Source organism: Streptococcus pseudopneumoniae, assembly GCF_001072925.1.
Taxonomy (GTDB): domain Bacteria; phylum Bacillota; class Bacilli; order Lactobacillales; family Streptococcaceae; genus Streptococcus; species Streptococcus pseudopneumoniae_Q.
On record NZ_JVHE01000119.1, the window covers coordinates 1 to 23,026 of the forward strand.

The window sequence follows — 23,026 nt, forward strand, 5'->3', positions numbered from 1 at the left end:
TACTCTTCGAAAATCAAATTCAAACCACGTCAGCTTCACCTTGCCGTACTCAAGTACAGCCTGTGGCTAGCTTCCTAGTTTGCTCTTTGATTTTCATTGAGTATAAAAAGGCGGTCTTAACCGCTTTTTTGCTATTCTAAAACAGATTTTCAAAAAGTTTTCAATCTGTACTGTAATAGAGAATGAAGTTTTGTGAGCACATTCTTATGAAACTAAAAGTAAATGTGATAAATTAGGAGTGTAAATTTACTGAATCGTTTTCAAAAAACATATAAAAGCGCTTTTATTATTCATCAAATTAACTTTTAAGGAGAGTTATCATTATGACTCAAGGGAAAATTACTGCATCTGCAGCAATGCTTAACGTATTGAAAACATGGGGCGTAGATACTATCTACGGTATCCCATCAGGAACACTTAGCTCACTTATGGACGCTTTGGCTGAAGATAAAGATATCCGTTTCTTGCAAGTTCGCCACGAAGAAACAGGTGCTCTTGCAGCGGTTATGCAGGCTAAATTTGGCGGATCTATTGGTGTTGCAGTTGGTTCAGGTGGTCCAGGTGCGACTCACTTGATCAACGGTGTTTACGATGCAGCTATGGATAACACTCCATTCCTTGCTATCCTTGGATCACGTCCTGTTAATGAATTAAACATGGATGCCTTCCAAGAATTAAACCAAAACCCAATGTACAACGGTATCGCTGTTTACAACAAACGTGTAGCTTACGCAGAGCAATTACCAAAAGTAATCGACGAAGCTTGCCGTGCTGCCGTTTCTAAAAAAGGTCCAGCCGTTGTTGAAATTCCAGTAAACTTTGGTTTCCAAGAAATCGACGAAAACTCATACTACGGTTCAGGTTCGTACGAACGTTCATTCATCGCTCCTGCTTTGAACGAAGTTGAAATTGACAAAGCTGTTGAAATCTTGAACAATGCTGAACGTCCAGTTATCTATGCTGGTTACGGTGGTGTTAAAGCAGGTGAAGTGATTACTGAATTGTCACGTAAAATCAAAGCACCAATCATCACAACTGGTAAAAACTTTGAAGCTTTTGAATGGAACTACGAAGGTTTGACAGGTTCTGCATACCGTGTTGGTTGGAAACCAGCCAATGAAGTAGTTTTTGAAGCAGACACTGTTCTTTTCCTTGGTTCAAACTTCCCATTTGCTGAAGTTTATGAAGCCTTCAAGAACACTGAAAAATTCATCCAAGTGGATATCGACCCTTACAAACTTGGTAAACGTCATGCCCTTGACGCTTCAATCCTTGGTGATGCAGGTCAAGCAGCGAAAGCTATCCTTGACAAAGTAAATCCAGTTGAATCTACTCCATGGTGGCGTGCAAACGTGAAAAACAACCAAAACTGGCGCGACTACATGAACAAACTCGAAGGTAAAACTGAGGGTGCGCTTCAATTGTACCAAGTTTACAACGCTATCAACAAATATGCTGATGAAGATGCGATCTACTCAATCGACGTAGGTGACACTACTCAAACATCTACTCGTCACCTTCACATGACACCTAAGAACATGTGGCGTACATCTCCACTCTTTGCGACAATGGGTATTGCCCTTCCTGGTGGTATCGCTGCTAAGAAAGACAATCCAGATCGCCAAGTATGGAACATCATGGGTGACGGTGCATTCAACATGTGCTACCCAGACGTTATCACAAACGTTCAATACGACCTTCCAGTTATCAACGTTGTCTTCTCAAATGGTAAATATGCCTTCATCAAGGACAAATACGAAGACACAAACAAACACTTGTTTGGTTGTGACTTCCCTAATGCTGACTATGCGAAAATCGCTGAAGCTCAAGGAGCTATTGGATTTACAGTTGACCGTATCGAAGACATCGACGCAGTCGTTGCTGAAGCTGTTAAATTGAACAAAGAAGGTAAAACTGTTGTCATCGATGCTCACATCACTCCACATCGTCCACTTCCAGTAGAAGTACTTGAGTTGGATCCAAAACAACACTCAGCAGAAGCAATCAAAGCCTTCAAGGAAAAATACGAAGCAGAAGAGCTCGTACCATTCCGCCTCTTCTTGGAAGAAGAAGGGTTGCAATCACGCGCAATCAAATAATTTCTCTCGTGGAACTTAAAAAGATCGGAGCCATCCGGTCTTTTTATGGAGGATAGTAAATGAATTTAAATCAATTAGATATCATCGTTTCAGATGTTCCCCAAGTCTGTGCTGACTTGGAGCGTATTTTGGATAAAAAGTCCGATTATGTTGATGACAGTTTTGCTCAGTTTACGATTGGCAGTCACTGTCTGATGTTGTCCCAAAACCATTTGATACCTTTGGAAAATTTTCAGTCAGGAATCATTCTACACATTGAAGTTGAAGATTTGGAACAGAATCAAAAGCGTTTGAAAGAATTAGGGATTGAGATTTTACATGGGCCAGTTGTAACTGATTGGGGAACCGAATCCCTGCTAGTAAGTGGCCCTGCTGGTCTAGTGATTGATTTTTATCGTATGAAATAGGACGCTTAGTCATTTGAAGTTAACCATAATGATTCTTAAAAAAGAATGTGCGAATATGAACTATTGAAAGATCGGAGCAATCCGGTCTTTTTATCTTGTACGAGAGCAACAGCTACCTTAGAATAGGTTCAGTTTTTCATAAGATCTGGTAGGATTTTGGAAAGAGAAGGGGATAATGGTATACTAGAACTAGTAAAAAAAGCGAGGTAAAGTGATGACAGATAAATTGCAATTTCCAGAAGGGTTCCTATGGGGTGGTGCAACCGCAGCTAATCAATGTGAGGGTGCTTATAATTTAGACGGTCGTGGGTTGGCGAATGTTGATGTTGTTCCAATCGGAAAGGACCGTGAAGCCATAATCACAGGTCAGAAAAAGATGTTCTCGTTTGAGGAGGGCTATTTTTACCCAGCAAAAGAAGCCATTGATATGTACCATCATTACAAGGAAGATATTGCGCTTTTTGCAGAAATGGGCTTTAAAACATATCGGCTTTCCATTGCTTGGACTCGGATTTTTCCTAAGGGCGACGAAAGCGTGCCAAATGAAGCTGGTTTAGCTTTTTATGAGGATTTGTTTAAGGAATGTCACAAGTATGGAATCCAACCTCTGGTGACTATCACGCATTTTGACTGCCCCATGCACTTAATTACTGAGTATGGTGGTTGGCGCAATCGTCGTATGTTGGATTTCTATGAGAATCTCTGTCGTACACTCTTTACCCGTTATAAGGGCTTGGTCAAATACTGGCTAACATTTAATGAAATCAACATGATTCTCCATGCCCCCTTTATGGGAGCTGGTCTCTGTTTTGAAGAAGGAGAAAATCAAGAACAAGTCAAATACCAAGCGGCTCACCATGAGTTGGTAGCCTCAGCCCTTGCGACTAAAATTGCCCACGAAATTGATCCAGAAAACAAGGTGGGATGCATGTTGGCGGCGGGGCAATACTATCCCAATACAACTCATCCGAGAGACTACTGGGCAGCCATGGAGGAAGACCGTAAGAGTTACTTCTTCATTGATGTCCAAGCGCGTGGGGAATACCCGAATTACGCCAAGAAGCAGTGGGAACGTGAGGGAATTGAGATTGAAATGACAGCAGAGGATTTGGTCTTGTTGAAGAATCACACTGTTGACTTTGTTTCCTTCTCTTACTATGCGAGCCGAGTGGCCTCAGGCGATCCAGAAGTGAGGGATCTGACAGCAGGAAATGTCTTTACCTCCATCAAAAATCCTTATCTGGAATCCTCTGAATGGGGGTGGCAGATTGACCCATTGGGGCTTCGTATTACCCTCAATGATATCTGGGATCGTTACCAAAAGCCTATGTTCATCGTAGAAAATGGGCTGGGCGCTATGGATACGCCAGATGAAAATGGCTATGTAGAAGATGACTATCGGATTGCTTATCTAAAAGCTCACATCAAGGCTATGCGAGATGCTATTTACCAAGACGGGGTTGACTTGCTTGGTTATACGACTTGGGGTTGTATAGATCTGGTTTCAGCTGGAACAGGCGAAATGAACAAGCGCTATGGTTTTATCTATGTGGATCGTGATAATGATGGTCATGGAAGCCTAAAACGGAGTAAGAAGAAATCCTTCTACTGGTACAAGGATGTCATTGCTAGCAATGGTGCAAGTATTGAGTAGAGCACATTTGTTCACTATTTTTATAAAATCTTCTCCCTTCTTTATAATATAGAAAAAAGAGTTCAATTAGGACTCTTTTTTTGCTATAATGAGGGTGAAAAATCAGACAGGAGATGAAACATGTCAGAACCATTATTTTTAAATTCCGTAATGCAAGAAAAAATTTGGGGTGGTACGAAACTTCGTGATGAGTTTGGATACGACATCCCGAACGAAAAGATTGGTGAGTATTGGGCAATCTCAGCTCACCCCAATGGTGTTTCCAAAGTAGCCAATGGTCGCTTTGAGGGAACAGACCTAGCTACTTTGTATGCGGAACACCGTGAGTTATTTGGCAACCGTCCAGAGCCAGTATTTCCGCTTTTAACAAAAATCCTTGATGCCAATGACTGGCTCAGTGTTCAAGTTCACCCAGATGATGCTTATGGCCTAGAGCATGAGGGCGAACTCGGAAAAACAGAATGTTGGTACATTATTGCTGCAGATGAGGGTTCAGAAATTATTTACGGCCATAATGCTAAGTCAAAAGAAGAACTCCGCCAGCAAATCGAAGATAAAAACTGGGATGCCTTGTTAACAAAAGTTCCTGTAAAAGCTGGAAATTTCTTCTATGTTCCAAGTGGAACCATGCATGCTATTGGTGCAGGAATCTTGATCCTTGAAACGCAACAGTCTAGTGATACAACCTACCGTGTTTATGACTTTGACCGCAAGGATGATAATGGTAACTTGCGCGAGCTTCACCTTGAAAAATCCATCGATGTTCTAAATATTGGTGAGCCTGCTAACAGCCGTCCTGTAACTGTCAAAGCAGACGATTTGCGTTCAACTCTCCTTGTATCCAATGAATTCTTCGCAGTCTACAAGTGGGAAATCACTGGAAAAGTTGACTTCGAAAAGACAGCTGACTATAGCTTGTTGAGTGTCTTAGCTGGTCAAGGGAAACTAACTGTGGACAGTAAAGATTATCCAATTCAAAAAGGTAGCCACTTTATCTTACCAAGTGATGTTGAAGCTTGGACTTTAGAAGGGCAAGATTTGGAATTGATTGTTAGTCATCCATAAAAAGAAAGGACTTGAGGAAAAAACTCAAGTCCATTTTTATAGTTACATAAACTGGGCGATAAAGACCACGATGATAATAATTGGGATGATAAAACGAAGAAGGAAGAGCCAGACTTGGAAAAGTCCTTGTTTCCACGGTGTTTCATCAAGGTGCAATTCCTCCATAGCCAATGCTTTTTTGAAGACATAGCCTGTAAAGAGAGACAAGCAGAGTGCACCAAAGGGCATGAGGAGATTAGAAACCAAGAAGTCCATGGCATCAAAGAAGGTCTTTCCAAAGATTTGAACGTCTGCCATGACACCGTAGGATAGGGCTGAGGGGATACCAAATACAAAAGTTAAAACACCTAAAATCATACTCCACTTGGTACGTTTACGATTGTCTTGGTTAGTGATGTTGCCTACATTGATTTCCAGCATCACGACAGAAGAAGTGACTGTCGCAAAGAGGAATAGCAAGAGGAAGAGGATGTAGAAAACACTTCCAAAAGGCATCTTGTCAAAGAGTTGCGGCAAAACAATAAAGAGGAGACTTGGTCCACCTTCAGATTGGATATTAAAGGCTGACATAGCAGGGAAAATCGCAAGTCCCGCCATGATAGAAACTGAGATGTTCAAGGCTACGATAGACATTCCTGATTGGACCAGATTGGTCTTCTTGTCTAGGTAGGAAGCGTAGGTCAGCATGGCTGTCACCCCTAGTGAGAGGGCAAAGAAAGATTGACCCAGTGCATAGAGAAGTCCAGCACTTGTTAGTTTTGAAAAGTCAGGTTTGAGGAAGTAAACGACGCCTTCCATAGCATTTGGCAAGCTAAGAGAACGCCCGATAATAATGACAAAGATGATAAAAAGTAGAGGCATCATGACTTTAGATGCTCTTTCAATCCCTTTTTGAACCCCTTTAGACACGATAAAGATGTTTAGGAAGATAAAAAGAGCTTGAGACCCAAGGGCAATCCAAGGATTTGAAATGATGTCTGTAAAGAGTTGGGCATAATCACTGCTAATCCCAATTTGGCAGACTTTAGCAATAGCGATACCTAGATAAACTAAAACCCATCCCCCAATAACACTGTAAAAGGATAAGAGGATGAAAAGGGCAAAGGCACCGATCCAACCGATAAAATTGTAGTTCTTGTTATCACCCAATTTTCCAAAGGTTTTGATTGCTGACACGCCAGCGCTCCGACCGAGGGCAAATTCAGCCAAGAGAAGTGGAAATCCAATCAATAGTGTCGAGATGAGAAAGACCAGTAAGAAACCTCCCCCACCATTGGCAGCGGTCATATAAGGGAACTTCCAAACAGCTCCAAGACCAATAGCAGAACCAGCAGATGCAAGGATAAAGCCCAGTTTTGAGCCCCATTGCGATTTTTCAGTCATCGTTAAAACTCCAATCTATTACTAAATAATAAAAGGCTACTTGAGTTGTCAAATAGCCTTCTCTCAATTGCTCTTTTGAGCTTATTCTTTGATTGATAGACTTGATTATCCTATCATGATTTTTCAAGTCTGTCAAGAAAGCGATTTTCATGTTTTTATAAAAAAATGATAAAATACTTGACTCTCCTCAAAGGGGAGGGTATATACTATTTATGTGAGGAGGAAATCATGTACCATATCAAAGAAGCTGCGCAACTTTCAGGTGTCTCCGTCAAGACTCTCTACCATTATGACAAGATTGGACTTTTGGTTCCATTAAAGTCAGAAAATGGCTATCGGATCTACAGTCAAGAGGATTTAGAACGACTACAGATTATCCTCTATTACAAGTATCTAGGCTTTTCTTTAGAAAAAATAGCAGAGCTATTGAAGGAAGAAAAGACGGACTTGTTACCACATTTAACTAGACAGTTGGACTATTTAACCCAGGAGAGGCAACATCTGGATACCTTGATTTCAACCTTACAAAAAACCATTCAAGAACAAAAAGGAGAAAGAAAAATGACTATTGAGGAAAAATTCACTGGATTTAGCTACCAAGACCATCAAAAATACCACCAAGAGGCTGTAGACAAGTATGGCCAAGAAGTTATGGATCAAGCACTTGAGCGTCAAAAAGGACGAGAGGATGAGGCTGCAACAGCCTTTAATCAAGTCTTTCAAGCCTTGGCTCAAAATCTACAATCTGGTCTGCCGATAACAGCATCTGAAAACCAAGAGGAAGCAGCCAAGCTCTTGCAAGCTATTCGTACTTATGGATTTGACTGTTCTATGGAAGTCTTCGGTCATATCGGAAAAGGCTATGTCTATAATCCAGAGTTTAAGGAAAACATTGACAAATTTGGATCTGGAACAGCTCAGTACACATCAGATGTTATTGCCCACTATGTAAGCACACAAACTCGATAAAACTCAAAGACTAAGCTAAGGCTGACAAAGCCAGTAACAGAATTTTATACTTTTCGAAAATCTCTTCAAACCACGTCAGCTTCACCTTGCCATACTCAAGTAAAGCCTACGGCTAGCTTTCTAGTTTGCTCTTTGATTTTCATTGAGTATTAGTAGTAGGACACAGACCTAGCTTGAAGATTAGATAAGATAAAATCGGCGGAGAGACCTCTGCCGATTTACTGTTATTTGAGTTGGTAAGACCAGTCTTCCCCATCCTTATAGTAAAAGAATTCACTGAGGTCTTCTTCCAAAAAAATACGAAGCATATCAGACATATCCTCAGTAGCTAGTTTAAGATGAGATAGATTTTCAAAATCCTCCCACCAGACTTTTCCTTCGTCTGAAGATTGGAGCTCACCAGTAAAGTGTTCAGTTTTGTAAAAGAGGACAACATAGCGATAATCTGCATCATCATACCAATCTTTGATACCACAGAGTTGAGGTTTAGAAATGGTCAGACCAGTTTCTTCCTCCACTTCACGAATGACAGCATCGACAAAGGATTCGCCACGTTCAACATGGCCGCCAGGAAAAGTAATGCCAGGCCAGTTAGGACTAACTCGATCTTGAACCAAAACCTTGTCCCCATTTTTAATCATACACATGTTGACAAATTCGACTGATTCTCTTCTGTTCATCTTATTTTTCCTATTTTGTTAGTAATTTTTCTACCACGTTTAACTTTCGCATGGTCAGATCAACGCCGAACAGCTTTTCGAGATAGTTGGTATTAAGCTTTTTTCTTTTTGCAGTTCTAGGGAGATAGAGGTAAAGACAATGGTTGCCGATACAAATTTCTTCTTCACCATAGTCACTATCCAATTTTTCAAATGGTAGACTTGGGATAGCATTCTGGAAAAGAATTATATGTATACGGTCATAAAGATAGTGTTCTCCAAACGGATTTTCTTGGACAATTTTTGTAAAATCACTCTTATTTTTAATGACCATTTTCAAGTCGGCTCCGATTTTTTCTTTTATTAGAGTATGGACTTGTTCTCGTATTTCTTCTATGGCTAAGTCGCTTTCAAGAATAATATTTCCACTTTGAATATAAGTTCGAACGCGTTGAAAACCAACCTCTGTTAAGATATCTACCAGATAAGACATTTTAGGGATAGCATTTTGTCCATTCGGTGTAACACCTCTCAGTAAAATAATATGTTCCAAAATAGCTCCTTTCTTATCCAATATCTTTAGATACTATATCATTTATAGTTCTAGTTTGAGCCTGCCACCCATCCGGTGCAGAGGGCAGAAGTGATGTTAAATCCCCCCGTATGGGCATTGATATCTAGTACCTCACCAGCAAAGTGGAGTCCAGGTACTAGCTTACTTTCCAGCGTTTTAGGATTGATTTCCTTGAGACTAACGCCACCTTTAGTTACAAAAGATTTTGCTAGCGACATCTTTCCAGTTACAGGGATTTTGAGTGCCTTGATGGACTGGACAAGTTGGTTGCGTTCTCTTTCAGTTAGTTGTTTGACTTTTTCAGTATATCCTTGGACAAAAAATTCTGCCAAGCGTTCAGGGAGCAAGGTTTTTAAGGCATTTTTCAAGGATTTCTCACGGTTCTCTTCTAAAAAGTCGACTAATTCTCTCTCAGAAAGTTGTGGCAAGACATCTAGAGAGAGAGTTTCCCCACCCTTGACAAAGCTAGACATGCGTAGTGCAGCAGGACCTGACAAACCAAAGTGAGTAAAGATCAGGTCATGGGTGATGACGTGCTTACCATAGCTTAGGGTCACATCGTCTAGGGAGATTCCCTGCAAGGCCTTATGCGGGAAATCAGTCAACAATGGACTTTCAGCAGCTTCGAGTTCGGTAATAGTGTGTTTGAAATGTCGGGCGATTTCATGACCAAAACCAGTAGAGCCAGTAGAAGGATAGGATTTTCCACCTGTTGTGACAATGAGTTTATCACAAGTGAAGGTTTGGTCTGTAGACTTAAGGACAAACTGGTCGTCAATCTTTTTAACAGAAACAATCTCTGTTTGAGTGGCAACTTGCCCACCTAGCTCCATGATTTTCTTTTCCAGTGCTTCGATAATGGTCCGAGATTTGTCGCTGGCTGGAAAGACACGCCCGTGGTCCTCAACCTTGAGTTTGACGCCATTTTCAGTAAAAAAGTTGATGATATCATGGTTATCAAACTGGGAAAAGACACTGTATAGAAAGCGACCATTCCCAGGAATGCCAGCTAATAGGTCATCTAGAGTTCCATTGTTGGTAACGTTACAGCGACCACCACCAGTACCAGCTAATTTTTTTCCGAGTTTTCGATTTTTTTCGATGAGAAGGGTTTTCTGCCCATAAAAGCTACTGGAAATGGTAGCCATCATACCAGCAGGGCCTCCCCCAATTACAATAGTGTCAAAATGTTTCATAAAAGTATTGTACCATAAAAAAACAAGAGATGATAAGTCATCTCCTGTTTGATTTATTAGTCAATTTCATATCCCATGAGGAGTCCACCTTCTTCTGCATAAAAACTGCAGAGTCCAGAGGTTGGGATAATCTTGATTTCAGCTTGTGGGAATGTTTCACGCACACGTTCAGAGAGCTGTTGGCAGAATTTATCATTACTGCGGTGAGCCATGACGATACGCCCACCAGCGTAGCCAGCCTTGATTAACTCTTCATAAGCAGCTTGGAGGGACTTCTTAGCACCACGAGCCTTTTGTAGGAGTTCCAAGGTTCCAGTTTCACTTGCTTCCCCGACCATACGAATATTAAGGAGCCCAACAACTGTACCGATCAGCTTACTCAAGCGACCATTCTTAACGAGGTTATCAACCTTAGCGAGGACGAACAATAACTTAGTTTTTTCTTGGTAAGCAGTAATAGCTTTAACCACTTCTTCAAAAGAAAGTCCTTGGTCAATCAAATCATTGATTTTTTCTACGATTAGATCAACTTCTCCACCAGCAGATAAACTATCAATGACATGAATCTGAGTATCAGGATGTTCTTCGAGATAGAGATTCTTAGCTAATTGAGCGCTGTTTTGACTACCAGAAAGAGTTCCGGTAATGGTCACTACAAAAATATGTTTAGCCCCTTCGAATGCTCGCAAGTAATCATCAGGGCTAGGACAAGCTGATTTTGAAGCTTCAGAAGTTGCATACATGGTTTCCATCATTTTGTTAATATCAAGACTAGCATCGTCAATAAAGACTTGATCAGCCACTTGAATGGTTAAGGGAACACTGATGAATTCAGTATCAATTGCTGGATTTGCCAGTTGACGATAATCACAACCAGAGTCAGCTACAATCTTCCAAGTCATAGAAATTCTCCATCTTTATCACTTATACATTGACAAAGGTTCTGTCTTTTTTTACAATTATATCATGAAAAATCTTAAAACAAAAGTCTCGTCACTCTGTTGTCACAAGTAGAAAGGAAGTGTTATGGCCGAACGAAGAATTTCTGAAAATTCACTTGAAAATCTCAGAAAATCAAACAAAGAATCCAATTTACTGACCAGAGAAGCTATCGAAACAGCTCTTTTGCAACTTTTGGAGAAAAAGGAGTTGACAAAGATTAGCATTTCCGAATTGGTAAAAAGAGCTGGGGTCTCCCGTGCAGCCTTTTATCGAAACTATGACTCCAAAGAAGAGATTTTAGAAAGCGTCTTTAAACGCAGTGTCCATAATATCATGGAGCAGCTGAGTCATTATGATGTCAAAACAGATCTCTATCTGGTTTGGGTTCATCTCTTTCGTGAAGCCAGAAAAGAAGCCAAGGTTATTCAGCTTGCCCTGGACTATCACTTGGAAAAAATCTTTGTGCAAGCTATGCAAGAGTTTTTAGAAAAATACTATGGAAAATCAAAAGGAGTCAGCTCTTACCTGCATTCTTTTTGGAGTTCTGCCATCGTATCAGTTTTGCTTAAATGGATCAAGGATGGAATGAAGGTTCCTGCTGAAAAAATCGCAGATTTACGCCTACCATTTTTCAAAAAATAGATCAGGAGGAGAGAAGTTATGACAGAAAAAAGACTGGCTTGGGATGAGTATTTTGCTGCTCAAGCCTTATTGATTGCCAATCGTTCAACCTGTAAACGCGCCAAGGTAGGAGCTGTTTTAGTCAAGGATAATAAGGTTATTTCAACAGGTTATAATGGCTCTGTATCTGGAACAGAACATTGTATTGACCATGACTGTTTAGTGATTGAGGGCCACTGTGTCCGCACTCTTCATGCTGAGGTTAATGCTATTTTACAAGGAGCCGAACGTGGCGTTCCAAAAGGATTTACAGCTTACGTTACTCATTTTCCTTGTCTTAATTGTACCAAGCAATTACTTCAGGTAGGTTGTGAACGTGTCGTTTATATTAACCAGTACCGTATGGACGACTACGCCCAGTATCTCTATCGTGAAAAAGGGACCGAGTTGACCCATTTACCACTTGAGACAGTACAAGCAGCTCTTCAAGAAGCTAACTTGATTTAAAAATTAAAAAAAAAGATGGTTTAGAAGGATTTTTAAACCATTTTTTGATATAATAAGAAGAATAAATTGAAAGAAGGAATTCAGAAAATGGGAAAACTTGAAGTCATTAATCATCCACTCATTCAACACAAATTGTCAATCTTGCGTCGTACAGACACTTCTACAAAAGCTTTTCGTGAGTTAGTAGATGAAATTGCTATGTTGATGGGATATGAAGTACTTCGTGATCTTCCGCTTGAAGACGTTGAAATCGAAACACCTATCACAAAAACAGTTCAAAAACAATTGGCTGGTAAAAAATTGGCAATTGTTCCAATCTTGCGTGCAGGTATTGGGATGGTCGATGGGCTATTGAGCTTGGTTCCAGCAGCCAAAGTTGGACATATTGGTATGTACCGTGACGAAGAAACTCTTCAACCAGTAGAATACTTGGTTAAATTACCTGAAGATATCGACCAACGTCAAATTTTTGTGGTTGACCCTATGCTTGCAACAGGTGGTTCTGCAATCTTGGCTGTTGATTCCCTCAAAAAACGTGGAGCATCAAACATCAAATTTGTCTGCCTTGTATCTGCTCCAGAAGGTGTAAAAGCTCTTCAAGAAGCTCATCCAGATGTAGAAATCTTTACAGCAGCTTTGGATGAACGCTTGAACGAACATGGCTATATCGTTCCAGGTCTTGGTGACGCTGGAGACCGTTTGTTCGGAACTAAGTAAAATTCTAAGCATAAACTAAAACTGTTCATTGGTTTTAGTCTCGAAAGGAGGTTGAATTTTTGTGTCTGTTTTTAGGATAGAGCAAAAATTTGACCTTTTTTGACCAAAAAGATATAATAGATCTGTATTGAGTCGTTTGACTAAGAAAAATTGAAATCAGAAGGAGAAATGAATGATTCCTGTAGTTATTGAACAAACAAGTCGTGGAGAACGTTCATATGACATTTACTCACGTCTTTTAAAAGATCGTATCATCATGTTGACTGGACCAGTCGAAGACAATATGGCAAACTCAGTTATCGCCCAATTGCTATTCTTGGATGCCCAAGATAGTACAAAAGATATTTACCTTTATGTGAATACTCCAGGTGGTTCTGTATCAGCTGGTTTGGCAATCGTTGATACTATGAACTTTATCAAGGCAGATGTCCAAACCATTGTTATGGGAATGGCTGCTTCAATGGGGACAATTATTGCCTCAAGTGGAGCAAAGGGCAAACGTTTCATGCTTCCGAATGCAGAATACATGATTCATCAACCAATGGGTGGTACAGGTGGTGGTACTCAGCAAACAGATATGGCGATCGCTGCTGAACACTTGCTTAAAACTCGTAAGACTTTGGAGCAAATTCTTGCAGATAACTCTGGTAAATCAGTTGAGCAAATCCATGCAGATGCTGAACGTGATTACTGGATGAGTGCTCAAGAAACACTTGAATATGGTTTCATTGATGAAATTATGGCTAATAATTCTTTGAATTAATCTACTAAAGCAAGCTCGACTGAGTTTGCTTTTTTTGGTATAATAAGAGGAAGATTACTAGAAGGAAGATGAATTATGTTTCAAAAAGAAAATCGGTCTGGTCTGATTATCTACCTATACTATAATCGTGATGCAAAAAAACTCGCAAATTATGGCGATATTTGTTATCACTCTAAAAAACACCGTTATCTGCAACTGTATGTTCCAACAGAAGAAGTAGAAGACCTGGTAGGTCGTTTAGGTAAAGAGAAATTTATCAAAAAAGTGAGACGATGTCATATCCAAGAATTAGAGACTCCTTTCGTTGGTAACCTCTATAAAAACACCGAAAACGTTATCATGTAAAAAAAGAGATAAACTTGTTGACAATTTTCTGATAATTCGGTATATTCTTAACATGTAATTTAAATTAAGAAATTAAAAGGAGATAAACATGAAGAAAAAATTCGCATTATCACTTGTAGCTCTTGCAAGTGTAGCTGTTTTAGCAGCCTGTGGTGAAGTGAAGTCAGGAGCTTCAAATTCAACTGGTAACCCAGTGGATGAGAAAGTCGTTAAAATCGGTTTCAACTTTGAAGAAACTGGTGCTGTAGCATCTTACGGTACATCTGAGCAAAAGGGTGCTCAACTTGCAGTTGATGAAATCAACGCAGCAGGTGGTGTCGATGGAAAACAGATCGAAGTAGTAGACAAAGATAACAAATCTGAAACTGCTGAAGCTGCTTCAGTTTCAACAAACCTTGTTACTCAATCTAAAGTAGCAGCAATCGTAGGACCTGCAACTTCAGGTGCAACTGCAGCAGCAGTAGCAAATGCTACACAAGCTGGGGTTCCGTTGATTTCTCCAAGTGCTACTCAAGATGGTTTGACAAAAGGTCAAGATTTCCTTTTCATCGGAACATTCCAAGATAGCTTCCAAGGGAAAATTATTTCTAACTATGTTACAAACAAGTTGAACGCTAAGAAAGTTGTCTTGTATACTGATAACTCAAGCGACTACGCTAAAGGAATTGCAAAATCATTCCGTGATTCATTCTCAGGAAAAATCGTAGCAGATGAAACGTTTGTATCAGGTGATACTGACTTCCAAGCAGCTTTGACAAAAATCAAAGATAAAGACTTTGATGCAATCGTATTGCCAGGTTACTACACAGAAGCTGGTAAGATTGTAAACCAAGCTCGTGGTATGGGAATTGATAAACCAATCATTGGTGGTGATGGATTCAACGGTGCAGAGTTTGTTCAACAAGCAACAGCCGAACGCGCATCAAATATCTACTTCATCTCAGGATTCTCAACTACTGTAGAGGTTTCAGATAAAGCAAAAGCCTTCCTTGAAGCTTACCGTGCAAAATATAACGAAGATCCTTCAACATTTGCAGCTCTTGCTTATGACTCAGTTTACCTTGTAGCTAATGCAGCAAAAGGGGCTAAAACTTCAGTTGATATCAAGAACAATCTTGCTAAAACACAAAACTTTGAAGGTGTTACAGGTCAAACAAGCTTTGATGCAGATCACAACACTGTGAAAACAGCCTTCATGATGACCATGAATAATGGTAAAGTAGAAGCGGCAGAAGTCGTAAAACCATAATTATAGATACAGGAAATGGGGAATGAGCTTTTACTCACTCCCTGTTTCAGTGTTTATGAAAGGATTATTTTTTTATAAAAATCCTAAAAAATAAAACTTAGAAAGAGTGAACCATATGCTTCAACAACTTGTCAATGGTCTAATCTTAGGGAGTGTCTATGCGCTGCTAGCCCTAGGTTATACTATGGTTTATGGAATTATCAAGCTCATTAACTTTGCCCACGGTGATATTTATATGATGGGTGCTTTCATGGGTTATTTCTTGATTAATTCCTTGCAATTAAATTTCTTTGTAGCCTTGATCTTATCGATGATTGGAACGGCAATTCTCGGTGTTATCATTGAGTTTCTTGCTTATCGTCCATTACGTCATTCAACTCGTATCTCTGTATTGATTACAGCCATCGGGGTTTCCTTCTTACTGGAGTATGGGATGGTCTATCTGGTAGGCGCCAATACACGTGCCTTTCCTCAAGCAATCCAAACAGTTCGTTATGACTTGGGCCCAATCAGTCTAACAAATATTCAATTGTTGATTTTGACTGTCTCACTTGTTTTGATGGTTCTTCTACAACTCATCGTACAAAAAACCAAGATGGGGAAAGCCATGCGTGCCGTTTCTGTAGATAGTGATGCTGCTCAGCTGATGGGGATTAACGTGAACCGTACAATCAGTTTCACCTTTGCATTGGGTTCAGCTCTAGCTGGTGCAGCGGGTGTCTTGATTGCACTTTACTATAACTCTCTTGAACCATTGATGGGAATGACTCCAGGTATTAAATCATTCGTGGCTGCCGTTCTTGGTGGTATCGGAATTATCCCTGGTGCAGCTCTGGGTGGCTTTGTTATTGGTCTTTTGGAGACATTTGCTACCGCCTTCGGAATGTCAGATTTCCGTGATGCCATCGTGTATGGAATCTTGCTCTTAATCTTGATTGTTCGTCCAGCTGGTATCCTCGGTAAGAATGTGAAAGAGAAGGTGTAAACAATGAAAGAAAATTTAAAAGTTAATATTCTATGGTTATTCCTTTTGTTGCTTGGATATGGTTTAATTAGCCTATTGGTTTCAGTAGGAGTCTTGAACCTTTTCCATATTCAGATTATTGAACAAATCGGTATCAATATTATTCTAGCAGTAGGTCTTAACCTAATCGTTGGGTTCTCTGGTCAGTTTTCACTTGGACATGCTGGATTTATGGCTATTGGTGCTTATGCAGCAGCTATTATTGGTTCTAAAACTCCAACCTATGGTGCATTCTTTGGAGCTATGTTGCTCGGTGCTATCATTGCTGGTTTGGTTGCCTTGGTAGTTGGAATTCCTACCCTACGTTTGAAAGGGGATTATCTCGCGGTTGCGACACTTGGTGTTGCTGAAATTATTCGTATCTTCATTATTAATGGTGGAAGCCTTACAAACGGTGCTGCTGGTATTTTGGGGATTCCTAACTTTACAACTTGGCAAATGGTATACTTCTTTGCCGTGATTACAACGATTGCCACTCTCAATTTCCTTCGCAGTCCTATCGGACGTTTAACCTTATCAGTTCGTGAAGATGAGATTGCTGCTGAGTCAGTAGGGGTAAATACAACAAAAATTAAAATCATTGCTTTTGTTTTTGGTGCTGTTACTGCAAGTATCGCAGGTACTCTTCAGTCAGGATTTATTGGATCAGTCGTACCAAAAGATTATACGTTTATCAACTCTATCAATGTCTTGATTATCGTTGTGTTCGGTGGTTTAGGTTCCATTACAGGGGCAATTGTTGCGGCAATCGTGCTTGGAATCTTGAACATGCTCCTTCAAGACGTGGCTAGCGTTCGTATGATTATCTATGCTTTGGCCTTAGTACTCGTTATGATCTTCAGACCAGGTGGTCTTCTTGGGACATGGGAATTGAGCCTATCACGTCTCTTTAAAAAAGGTAAGAAGGAGGGACAAAACTAATGGCATTACTTGAAGTAAAAAATTTAACCAAACATTTTGGTGGTCTGACAGCCGTTGGGGACGTCACTCTCGAATTAAACGAAGGTGAACTTGTTGGTTTGATTGGACCGAATGGTGCTGGGAAAACAACCCTCTTCAACTTGTTGACAGGTGTTTATGAACCAAGCGAAGGGACAGTAACCTTGGATGGTCACTTGTTAAATGGCAAGCAACCCTATAAAATCGCATCTCTTGGTTTAGGGCGTACCTTCCAAAATATCCGCCTTTTTAAGGACTTGACAGTTTTGGATAACGTTCTAATTGCATTTAGTAATCATCATAAACAACATGTTTTTGCAAGTTTCTTGCGCTTACCAGCTTTTTATAAGAATGAAAAAGAATTGAAAGCTAAAGCCTTAGAATTACTAAAAATCTTTGATTTGGATGGAGATGCTGAAACTCTAGCTAAAAATTTAGCCTATGGTCAACAACGTCGTTTGGAAATTGTTCGTGCTCTTGCTACAGAACCCAAAATCCTTTTCTTGGATGAGCCTGCAGCGGGTATGAATCCACAAGAAACTGCAGAATTGACTGAGTTGATTCGTCGCATCAAGGATGAATTCAACATTACTATTATGCTGATTGAACATGATATGAACTTGGTTATGGAAGTTACTGAGCGTATCTATGTTCTTGAGTACGGTCGTTTGATTGCTCATGGAACACCAGATGAAATCAAGAATAATAAACGTGTTATCGAAGCTTATCTAGGAGGTGAAGCCTAATGTCTATGTTAAAAGTTGAAAACCTCTCAGTACACTACGGTATGATTCAAGCTGTACGTGATGTGAGCTTTGAAGTAAACGAAGGAGAAGTTGTTTCCCTTATCGGTGCCAACGGGGCTGGTAAAACAACCATCCTTCGTACCTTGTCAGGACTTGTTCGTCCAAGTTCTGGTAAAATTGAATTTTTGGGACAAGAAATCCAAAAGATGCCTGCACAAAAAATTGTGGCATCAGGACTCTCTCAAGTACCAGAAGGACGTCACGTCTTCCCTGGTTTGACAGTTATGGAAAACTTGGAAATGGGAGCCTTTCTTAAGAAAAATCGTGAAGAGAATCAAGCAAATTTGAAGAAAGTCTTTTCACGTTTCCCTCGTCTAGAAGAACGTAAAAACCAAGATGCAGCTACCCTTTCTGGTGGTGAGCAACAGATGCTTGCTATGGGACGTGCGCTTATGTCAACGCCTAAACTTCTTCTCTTAGATGAACCATCAATGGGGCTTGCACCAATTTTCATCCAAGAAATTTTTGATATCATCCAAGATATTCAAAAACAAGGTACAACTGTTCTTTTGATCGAGCAAAATGCCAATAAAGCACTAGCCATCGCAGATCGAGGCTATGTTCTTGAAACAGGTAAAATCGTTCTTTCAGGAACAGGTAAAGAACTCGCAGCATCAGACGAAGTCAGAAAAGCATATCTAGGTGGCTAAACTAGTCTGGGAGACTAGTTTAGGTTGCGGATAAGGATTGCGCAAGCAATCCACATTAGTCCGGGGGACCTTTTTAGTCGGCGGATAGAGATTGCTTGGCAATCATCAGAACCAGTGGATTGTTTTAGTTCGCGGGAAAGATTACCAAACAAATTACATAATCATAAGATTGAGGGCTCTAATCTAGGGCTCTTTTTATAGTATTTCAGAGTTTTCAGAATCTTGAAAAAGAGATGAAAGCGTTTGATTGATTTTCGTAAAAAGTGTATAATAAAGCTATAAACATAAAGGAGAGTTCCTATGGCAGTTAAAGATTTTATGACACGAAAGGTCGTATATATTAGCCCAGATACGACTGTAGCACATGCAGCAGACTTGATGCGCGAACAAGGTTTACACCGTCTTCCTGTTATTGAAAATGATAAATTAGTTGGTCTAGTAACAGAAGGAACAATTGCTGAAGCCAGTCCGTCAAAAGCAACGAGTCTTTCAATCTTCGAGATGAATTACTTGCTCAATAAAACAAAAGTAAAAGACGTCATGATTCGTGATGTTGTAACTGTCTCAGGTTATGCAAGTTTGGAAGATGCAACCTACCTTATGCTGAAAAATAAGATTGGAATCTTGCCAGTTATTGATAATGGACAAGTCTATGGTGTCATTACTGACCGTGATGTATTCAGAGCATTTCTTGAAATTTCTGGTTATGGCGAAGAGGGAATCCGTGTTCGTTTTATCACAGAAAATGAAGTTGGGGTACTTGGTAAGATTGTTTCTTTAATCGTTGAGGAAAATCTAAATATTTCTCATACTGTTAATATTCCACGTAAAGATGGTAAGATTGTTATCGAAGTTCAAATTGAGGGAACGGTTGATCTAGCTACCTTTAAACAGAAATTTGAATCTGAGAATATTCAGGTTGAAGAAATTACACAAACTTTAGCAAAAAAACTGTAAAAAATAAAATAGAAGCAGTTTTTACTTGCTAAAAAAATTTTTTTCTAGTATAATAATTTATTGTGAGCAAACCTCACTTACCCCTTGCAATGTCTTGGGGTCATTAGACCAAAAGGAGGAACATATCAATGGCTAAATACGAAATTCTTTATATCATTCGTCCAAACATTGAAGAAGAAGCGAAAAACGCTTTGGTAGCACGTTTTGACTCTATCTTGACTGACAACGGTGCAACTGTTGTTGAATCAAAAACATGGGAAAAACGTCGTCTTGCATACGAAATCCAAGATTTCCGTGAAGGACTTTACCACATCGTTAACGTTGAAGCAAATGATGATGCAGCTCTTAAAGAGTTTGACCGTCTTTCAAAAATCAACGCTGACATTCTTCGTCACATGATCGTCAAAACTGACGCGTAAGAAGGTAGATTATGATTAACAATGTTGTACTTGTAGGGCGTATGACTCGTGACGCTGAGTTGCGTTATACCCCATCAAATGTAGCAGTTGCGACTTTTACTCTTGCAGTAAACCGTACATTTAAGAGTCAAAATGGCGAACGTGAGGCTGATTTTATCAATGTCGTTATGTGGCGCCAACAGGCTGAAAATCTTGCTAATTGGGCTAAAAAAGGCTCACTTATCGGGGTGACAGGTCGTATTCAGACTCGTAGTTACGATAATCAGCAAGGACAACGTGTCTACGTGACGGAAGTCGTGGCTGAGAATTTCCAATTGTTGGAAAGCCGTAGTGTGCGTGAAGGACATACTGGTGGAGCTTATTCTGCACCAAGCTCAAACTATTCAGCACCTACTCAATCAGTACCTGACTTTTCACGTGATGAAAATCCATTCGGAACAACGAATCCTTTGGATATTTCAGATGATGATTTACCATTCTAATGGACAACTAATACTATAAAGGAGAAAAAAACATGGCTCAACAACGTCGTGGCGGATTCAAACGCCGTAAAAAAGTTGATTACATCGCAGCAAACAAAATTGAATATGTTGATTACAAAGATACTGAGCTTCTAAGCCGTTTCGTTTCAGAACGTGGGAAAATCCTTCCTCGTCGTGTAACAGGAACTTCAGCTAAAAACCAACGTAAAGTAACAACAGCTATCAAACGCGCTCGCGTAATGGCTTTGATGCCTTTCGTAAACGAAGATTAAAGAAAAGACCCCGACGGGTCTTTTTTTCACGAGCATAGAAATGTGAAAGCGAGTTGAGGTCCGGGTGGACCTCTTTTTCATGAGCATGAAAACAAGAAAGCGAATTAAGACCCCGACGGGTCTTTTTTTCACAAGCATGGAAATAGGATAGCGAGTTGAGGTCCGGGAGACCTCTTTTTCAGACCCGTTTGGGTCTTTTTTTCAGGTCCGAGTGGCCCTCTTTTTCATGAGCTTGAAAATAAGAAAGCGAATTAGGACCCCGACGGTTTTTTCACGAGATAGTTTTTTCTGACCTTGGCGTGCTATAATGGTAATAGAAAGAGTAAAGGTGGGTAAGTCAAAGATGAATTGTACGATTAGAAATATGATTAAGTCTGATATTGAATCCTTGTCTCATGGATTTATGAATCAAGGTTGGACTGGTAGAGAGGAAATTTTGGCTAGATATTTTCTGGAACAGGAAAGTGGGGAGAGAGAAGTCTTAGTTGCAGAGATTGATGGTGCTGTAGCGGGCTACGTTACCATTTTGCCCTCTGCTAAACATGGTCCTTTTGCAGAAGTATATCCAGAATTATCAGATTTTAATGTGTTTGAGCCTTTTCGAAATCAAGGGATTGGGAATCAACTGCTAGAAGAAGCAGAAAAACGAGTCAAGTTTGTTTCGAGTAAGGTCACTCTTGGTGTAGGTTTGCACTTAGGCTATGGCCCTGCCCAGAGATTGTATATCAGACGGAGCTACATTCCAGATGGGACAGGTGTCTGGTATAGAAATAAACCGCTAGAAATGGATGCAAGTTGTCAAAACGATGATGATTTAGTTTTATACTTATCCAAGGACTTACAATAAAACTGGAAACTTTTTGAAAATAGGGGATTTAACTACTTTATGGTATAATGGAAAGAGTTAGATTGAAAGAGGTAGTGAGATGGATGCCAAATTAAGATACAAGGCAAAGAAAAGCAAGATTGTCTTTTTTGATATTGATGATACATTGAGAAATTCTAAGACAGGTTTTATTCCAGCTTCAATCCCAACTGTTTTTAAGCAATTACGTGAGAAAGGAATTTTGACAGGTATTGCTTCTGGACGAGGGATTTTTGGTGTTGTGCCAGAGATTCGTGACCTCAAGCCTGACTTTTTTGTAACCCTGAATGGTGCCTATATTGAAGATAAAAAGGGCAATGTCATTTATAGTAACAAAATCGCTAAAGATAAGGTTGAAAGCTATATTGCTTGGACTAAGGAAGTAGGGATTGAATATGGTTTAGTTAGTAGTCATACTGCTAAACTCTCCACTAGAACTGAGTTGATTAGTGAGGCCATTGATCCAATTTATCCTGACTTGGATGTTGATCCTGATTTTTATGAAAAAGAAGACATCTATCAGATGTGGACTTTTGAGGATCAGGGAGATGACCTGACTTTGCCTGAAAGTTTAGCATCGACTTTGCGTATGGTACGCTGGCATGAACATTCGTCAGATGTTGTACCAATTTCAGGTTCAAAAGCAGCTGGTGTAGCAAAAGTTGTAGAACATTTAGGTCTTAAACCTGAGAACGTCATGGTCTTTGGAGACGGTCTTAACGATTTAGAACTCTTTGATTATGCAGGTATTAGTGTTGCTATGGGGATTTCTCATGACAAAATCAAAGAAAAAGCAGATTATATTACAAAAACATTAGAAGAAGATGGCATCTTTGATGCCTTAGAAGGATTTGGTATGGTAGAAAAAGAATTACATTTTCCACAAGTAGACATTGAAGCAGTAGAAGGTCCGATTGCGACTATTAAAACAAATCATGGAGATATGCGCATTAAGCTTTTCCCTGAACATGCACCAAAAACAGTAGCCAACTTTATCGCTCTGTCAAAAGATGGTTACTATGACGGGGTCATTTTCCACCGTATTATTAAAGACTTTATGATTCAAGGTGGAGATCCAACTGGAACTGGTATGGGTGGCGAATCAATCTATGGTGAGTCATTTGAAGACGAATTTTCAGAGGAACTTTACAATATCCGAGGAGCCCTTTCTATGGCTAATGCTGGACCAAATACAAACGGTAGCCAGTTCTTTATCGTGCAAAATCAACACTTGCCATACTCTAAGAAAGAAATTGCTCGTGGTGGTTGGCCAGAACCAATTGCGGAAATTTATGCGGAACAAGGTGGAACTCCTCACCTTGATCGTCGTCACACAGTTTTTGGACAGCTTGCAGATGAAGCTTCTTATGAAGTTCTGGATGCAATTGCAGGTGTAGAAACAGGTGCAATGGACAAGCCGGTTGAAGATGTCGTCATCGAAACGATTGAAATCGAGGACTAG

At 40.0% G+C, this 23,026-nt stretch carries 26 protein-coding genes; 21 read left to right on the forward strand and 5 right to left on the reverse strand.

Annotation, left to right across the window (positions count from 1 at the left end; genetic code table 11):
• The first annotated feature begins 323 nt into the window (after nt 1-323).
• The 4 genes from spxB (at nt 324) to manA (ending at nt 5,225) form a co-directional block, all read left to right on the forward strand.
• Nucleotides 324-2,099 carry a pyruvate oxidase gene (spxB, locus tag ADH81_RS09210; RefSeq protein ID WP_049528513.1) on the forward strand — a complete coding sequence of 592 codons (1,776 nt, stop codon included), beginning with the start codon at nt 324-326 and terminating at the stop codon, nt 2,097-2,099.
• A 59-nt stretch (nt 2,100-2,158) separates the two neighbouring features.
• Nucleotides 2,159-2,506: a VOC family protein gene (locus tag ADH81_RS09215; protein WP_049528515.1), complete on the forward strand. Its 348-nt coding sequence runs from the start codon at nt 2,159-2,161 to the stop codon at nt 2,504-2,506.
• Between the two features lie 214 nt (nt 2,507-2,720).
• Nucleotides 2,721-4,160, forward strand: coding sequence for a 6-phospho-beta-glucosidase (locus ADH81_RS09220; RefSeq protein WP_049528516.1), 1,440 nt, complete (start codon nt 2,721-2,723; stop codon nt 4,158-4,160).
• 120 nt (nt 4,161-4,280) lie between these two features.
• Nucleotides 4,281-5,225: a mannose-6-phosphate isomerase, class I gene (gene manA / locus ADH81_RS09225; RefSeq protein ID WP_049528518.1), complete on the forward strand. Its 945-nt coding sequence runs from the start codon at nt 4,281-4,283 to the stop codon at nt 5,223-5,225.
• Between the two features lie 42 nt (nt 5,226-5,267).
• Here the strand turns inward: manA and ADH81_RS09230 are convergent, their stop codons facing one another.
• On the reverse strand, nt 5,268-6,608 hold the full coding sequence (locus ADH81_RS09230; protein WP_049528520.1) for a sodium-dependent transporter: 1,341 nt from the start codon (nt 6,606-6,608) through the stop codon (nt 5,268-5,270).
• A 228-nt stretch (nt 6,609-6,836) separates the two neighbouring features.
• On the opposite strand from ADH81_RS09230, the gene ADH81_RS09240 reads away from it, so the two are divergent.
• Nucleotides 6,837-7,577 carry a MerR family transcriptional regulator gene (locus ADH81_RS09240; RefSeq protein ID WP_049528522.1) on the forward strand — a complete coding sequence of 247 codons (741 nt, stop codon included), beginning with the start codon at nt 6,837-6,839 and terminating at the stop codon, nt 7,575-7,577.
• 224 nt (nt 7,578-7,801) lie between these two features.
• On the opposite strand, the gene ADH81_RS09245 is transcribed toward ADH81_RS09240, so the two are convergent.
• The 4 genes from ADH81_RS09245 to ADH81_RS09260 are packed head-to-tail and all read right to left on the reverse strand — an operon-like array spanning nt 7,802 to nt 10,908.
• Nucleotides 7,802-8,257 (reverse strand): 8-oxo-dGTP diphosphatase, encoded by a 456-nt coding sequence (locus ADH81_RS09245; RefSeq protein WP_049528524.1) that lies wholly within the window; start codon nt 8,255-8,257, stop codon nt 7,802-7,804.
• Between the two features lie 10 nt (nt 8,258-8,267).
• Nucleotides 8,268-8,789 (reverse strand): DUF1697 domain-containing protein, encoded by a 522-nt coding sequence (locus ADH81_RS09250; protein WP_049528526.1) that lies wholly within the window; start codon nt 8,787-8,789, stop codon nt 8,268-8,270.
• Between the two features lie 50 nt (nt 8,790-8,839).
• The gene (locus tag ADH81_RS09255; RefSeq protein ID WP_049528528.1) at nt 8,840-10,006 is read right to left on the reverse strand and encodes an NAD(P)/FAD-dependent oxidoreductase; all 1,167 of its coding nucleotides are present in this window, start codon (nt 10,004-10,006) and stop codon (nt 8,840-8,842) included.
• A gap of 56 nt (nt 10,007-10,062) precedes the next feature.
• Nucleotides 10,063-10,908, reverse strand: coding sequence for a DegV family protein (locus ADH81_RS09260; RefSeq protein WP_049528531.1), 846 nt, complete (start codon nt 10,906-10,908; stop codon nt 10,063-10,065).
• A gap of 124 nt (nt 10,909-11,032) precedes the next feature.
• On the opposite strand from ADH81_RS09260, the gene ADH81_RS09265 reads away from it, so the two are divergent.
• From ADH81_RS09265 to ADH81_RS09340, 16 genes are all read left to right on the forward strand, one after another.
• Nucleotides 11,033-11,590: a TetR/AcrR family transcriptional regulator gene (locus ADH81_RS09265; protein WP_000840874.1), complete on the forward strand. Its 558-nt coding sequence runs from the start codon at nt 11,033-11,035 to the stop codon at nt 11,588-11,590.
• A gap of 18 nt (nt 11,591-11,608) precedes the next feature.
• Nucleotides 11,609-12,076 carry a deoxycytidylate deaminase gene (locus ADH81_RS09270; RefSeq protein ID WP_000136981.1) on the forward strand — a complete coding sequence of 156 codons (468 nt, stop codon included), beginning with the start codon at nt 11,609-11,611 and terminating at the stop codon, nt 12,074-12,076.
• Nucleotides 12,077-12,163: 87 nt separating this feature from the next.
• Entirely contained in the window at nt 12,164-12,793 is a 630-nt protein-coding gene (gene upp / locus ADH81_RS09275) for a uracil phosphoribosyltransferase (protein ID WP_000517029.1), read from the forward strand.
• Between the two features lie 172 nt (nt 12,794-12,965).
• On the forward strand, nt 12,966-13,556 hold the full coding sequence (clpP, locus tag ADH81_RS09280) for an ATP-dependent Clp protease proteolytic subunit ClpP (RefSeq protein WP_000613459.1): 591 nt from the start codon (nt 12,966-12,968) through the stop codon (nt 13,554-13,556).
• 75 nt (nt 13,557-13,631) lie between these two features.
• Entirely contained in the window at nt 13,632-13,901 is a 270-nt protein-coding gene (locus ADH81_RS09285; protein ID WP_049528534.1) for a YlbG family protein, read from the forward strand.
• Nucleotides 13,902-13,989: 88 nt separating this feature from the next.
• On the forward strand, nt 13,990-15,150 hold the full coding sequence (locus tag ADH81_RS09290; RefSeq protein WP_049528536.1) for an ABC transporter substrate-binding protein: 1,161 nt from the start codon (nt 13,990-13,992) through the stop codon (nt 15,148-15,150).
• Nucleotides 15,151-15,265: 115 nt separating this feature from the next.
• Complete coding sequence (locus ADH81_RS09295) at nt 15,266-16,135, forward strand: branched-chain amino acid ABC transporter permease (RefSeq protein ID WP_000941435.1); 870 nt, start codon at nt 15,266-15,268, stop codon at nt 16,133-16,135.
• 3 nt (nt 16,136-16,138) lie between these two features.
• Nucleotides 16,139-17,095, forward strand: coding sequence for a branched-chain amino acid ABC transporter permease (locus tag ADH81_RS09300; RefSeq protein WP_049528538.1), 957 nt, complete (start codon nt 16,139-16,141; stop codon nt 17,093-17,095).
• A complete protein-coding gene (locus tag ADH81_RS09305) occupies nt 17,095-17,859 on the forward strand; it encodes an ABC transporter ATP-binding protein (RefSeq protein ID WP_049509414.1) in 765 nt (254 codons plus the stop codon). The genes ADH81_RS09300 and ADH81_RS09305 overlap by 1 nt, the downstream gene beginning before the upstream one ends.
• On the forward strand, nt 17,859-18,569 hold the full coding sequence (locus tag ADH81_RS09310; RefSeq protein ID WP_045763246.1) for an ABC transporter ATP-binding protein: 711 nt from the start codon (nt 17,859-17,861) through the stop codon (nt 18,567-18,569). Before ADH81_RS09305 ends, ADH81_RS09310 begins: the two co-directional genes overlap by 1 nt.
• A gap of 300 nt (nt 18,570-18,869) precedes the next feature.
• Nucleotides 18,870-19,526, forward strand: coding sequence for a CBS domain-containing protein (locus tag ADH81_RS09315; protein WP_000268637.1), 657 nt, complete (start codon nt 18,870-18,872; stop codon nt 19,524-19,526).
• A 128-nt stretch (nt 19,527-19,654) separates the two neighbouring features.
• On the forward strand, nt 19,655-19,945 hold the full coding sequence (gene rpsF / locus ADH81_RS09320; RefSeq protein WP_001151786.1) for a 30S ribosomal protein S6: 291 nt from the start codon (nt 19,655-19,657) through the stop codon (nt 19,943-19,945).
• Between the two features lie 11 nt (nt 19,946-19,956).
• A complete protein-coding gene (gene ssbA, locus ADH81_RS09325; protein ID WP_049528541.1) occupies nt 19,957-20,427 on the forward strand; it encodes a single-stranded DNA-binding protein SsbA in 471 nt (156 codons plus the stop codon).
• Nucleotides 20,428-20,459: 32 nt separating this feature from the next.
• Nucleotides 20,460-20,699: a 30S ribosomal protein S18 gene (gene rpsR / locus ADH81_RS09330; protein ID WP_000068664.1), complete on the forward strand. Its 240-nt coding sequence runs from the start codon at nt 20,460-20,462 to the stop codon at nt 20,697-20,699.
• A 343-nt stretch (nt 20,700-21,042) separates the two neighbouring features.
• Entirely contained in the window at nt 21,043-21,546 is a 504-nt protein-coding gene (locus tag ADH81_RS09335) for a GNAT family N-acetyltransferase (RefSeq protein WP_049528661.1), read from the forward strand.
• A 79-nt stretch (nt 21,547-21,625) separates the two neighbouring features.
• Complete coding sequence (locus tag ADH81_RS09340; protein ID WP_049528544.1) at nt 21,626-23,026, forward strand: bifunctional Cof-type HAD-IIB family hydrolase/peptidylprolyl isomerase; 1,401 nt, start codon at nt 21,626-21,628, stop codon at nt 23,024-23,026.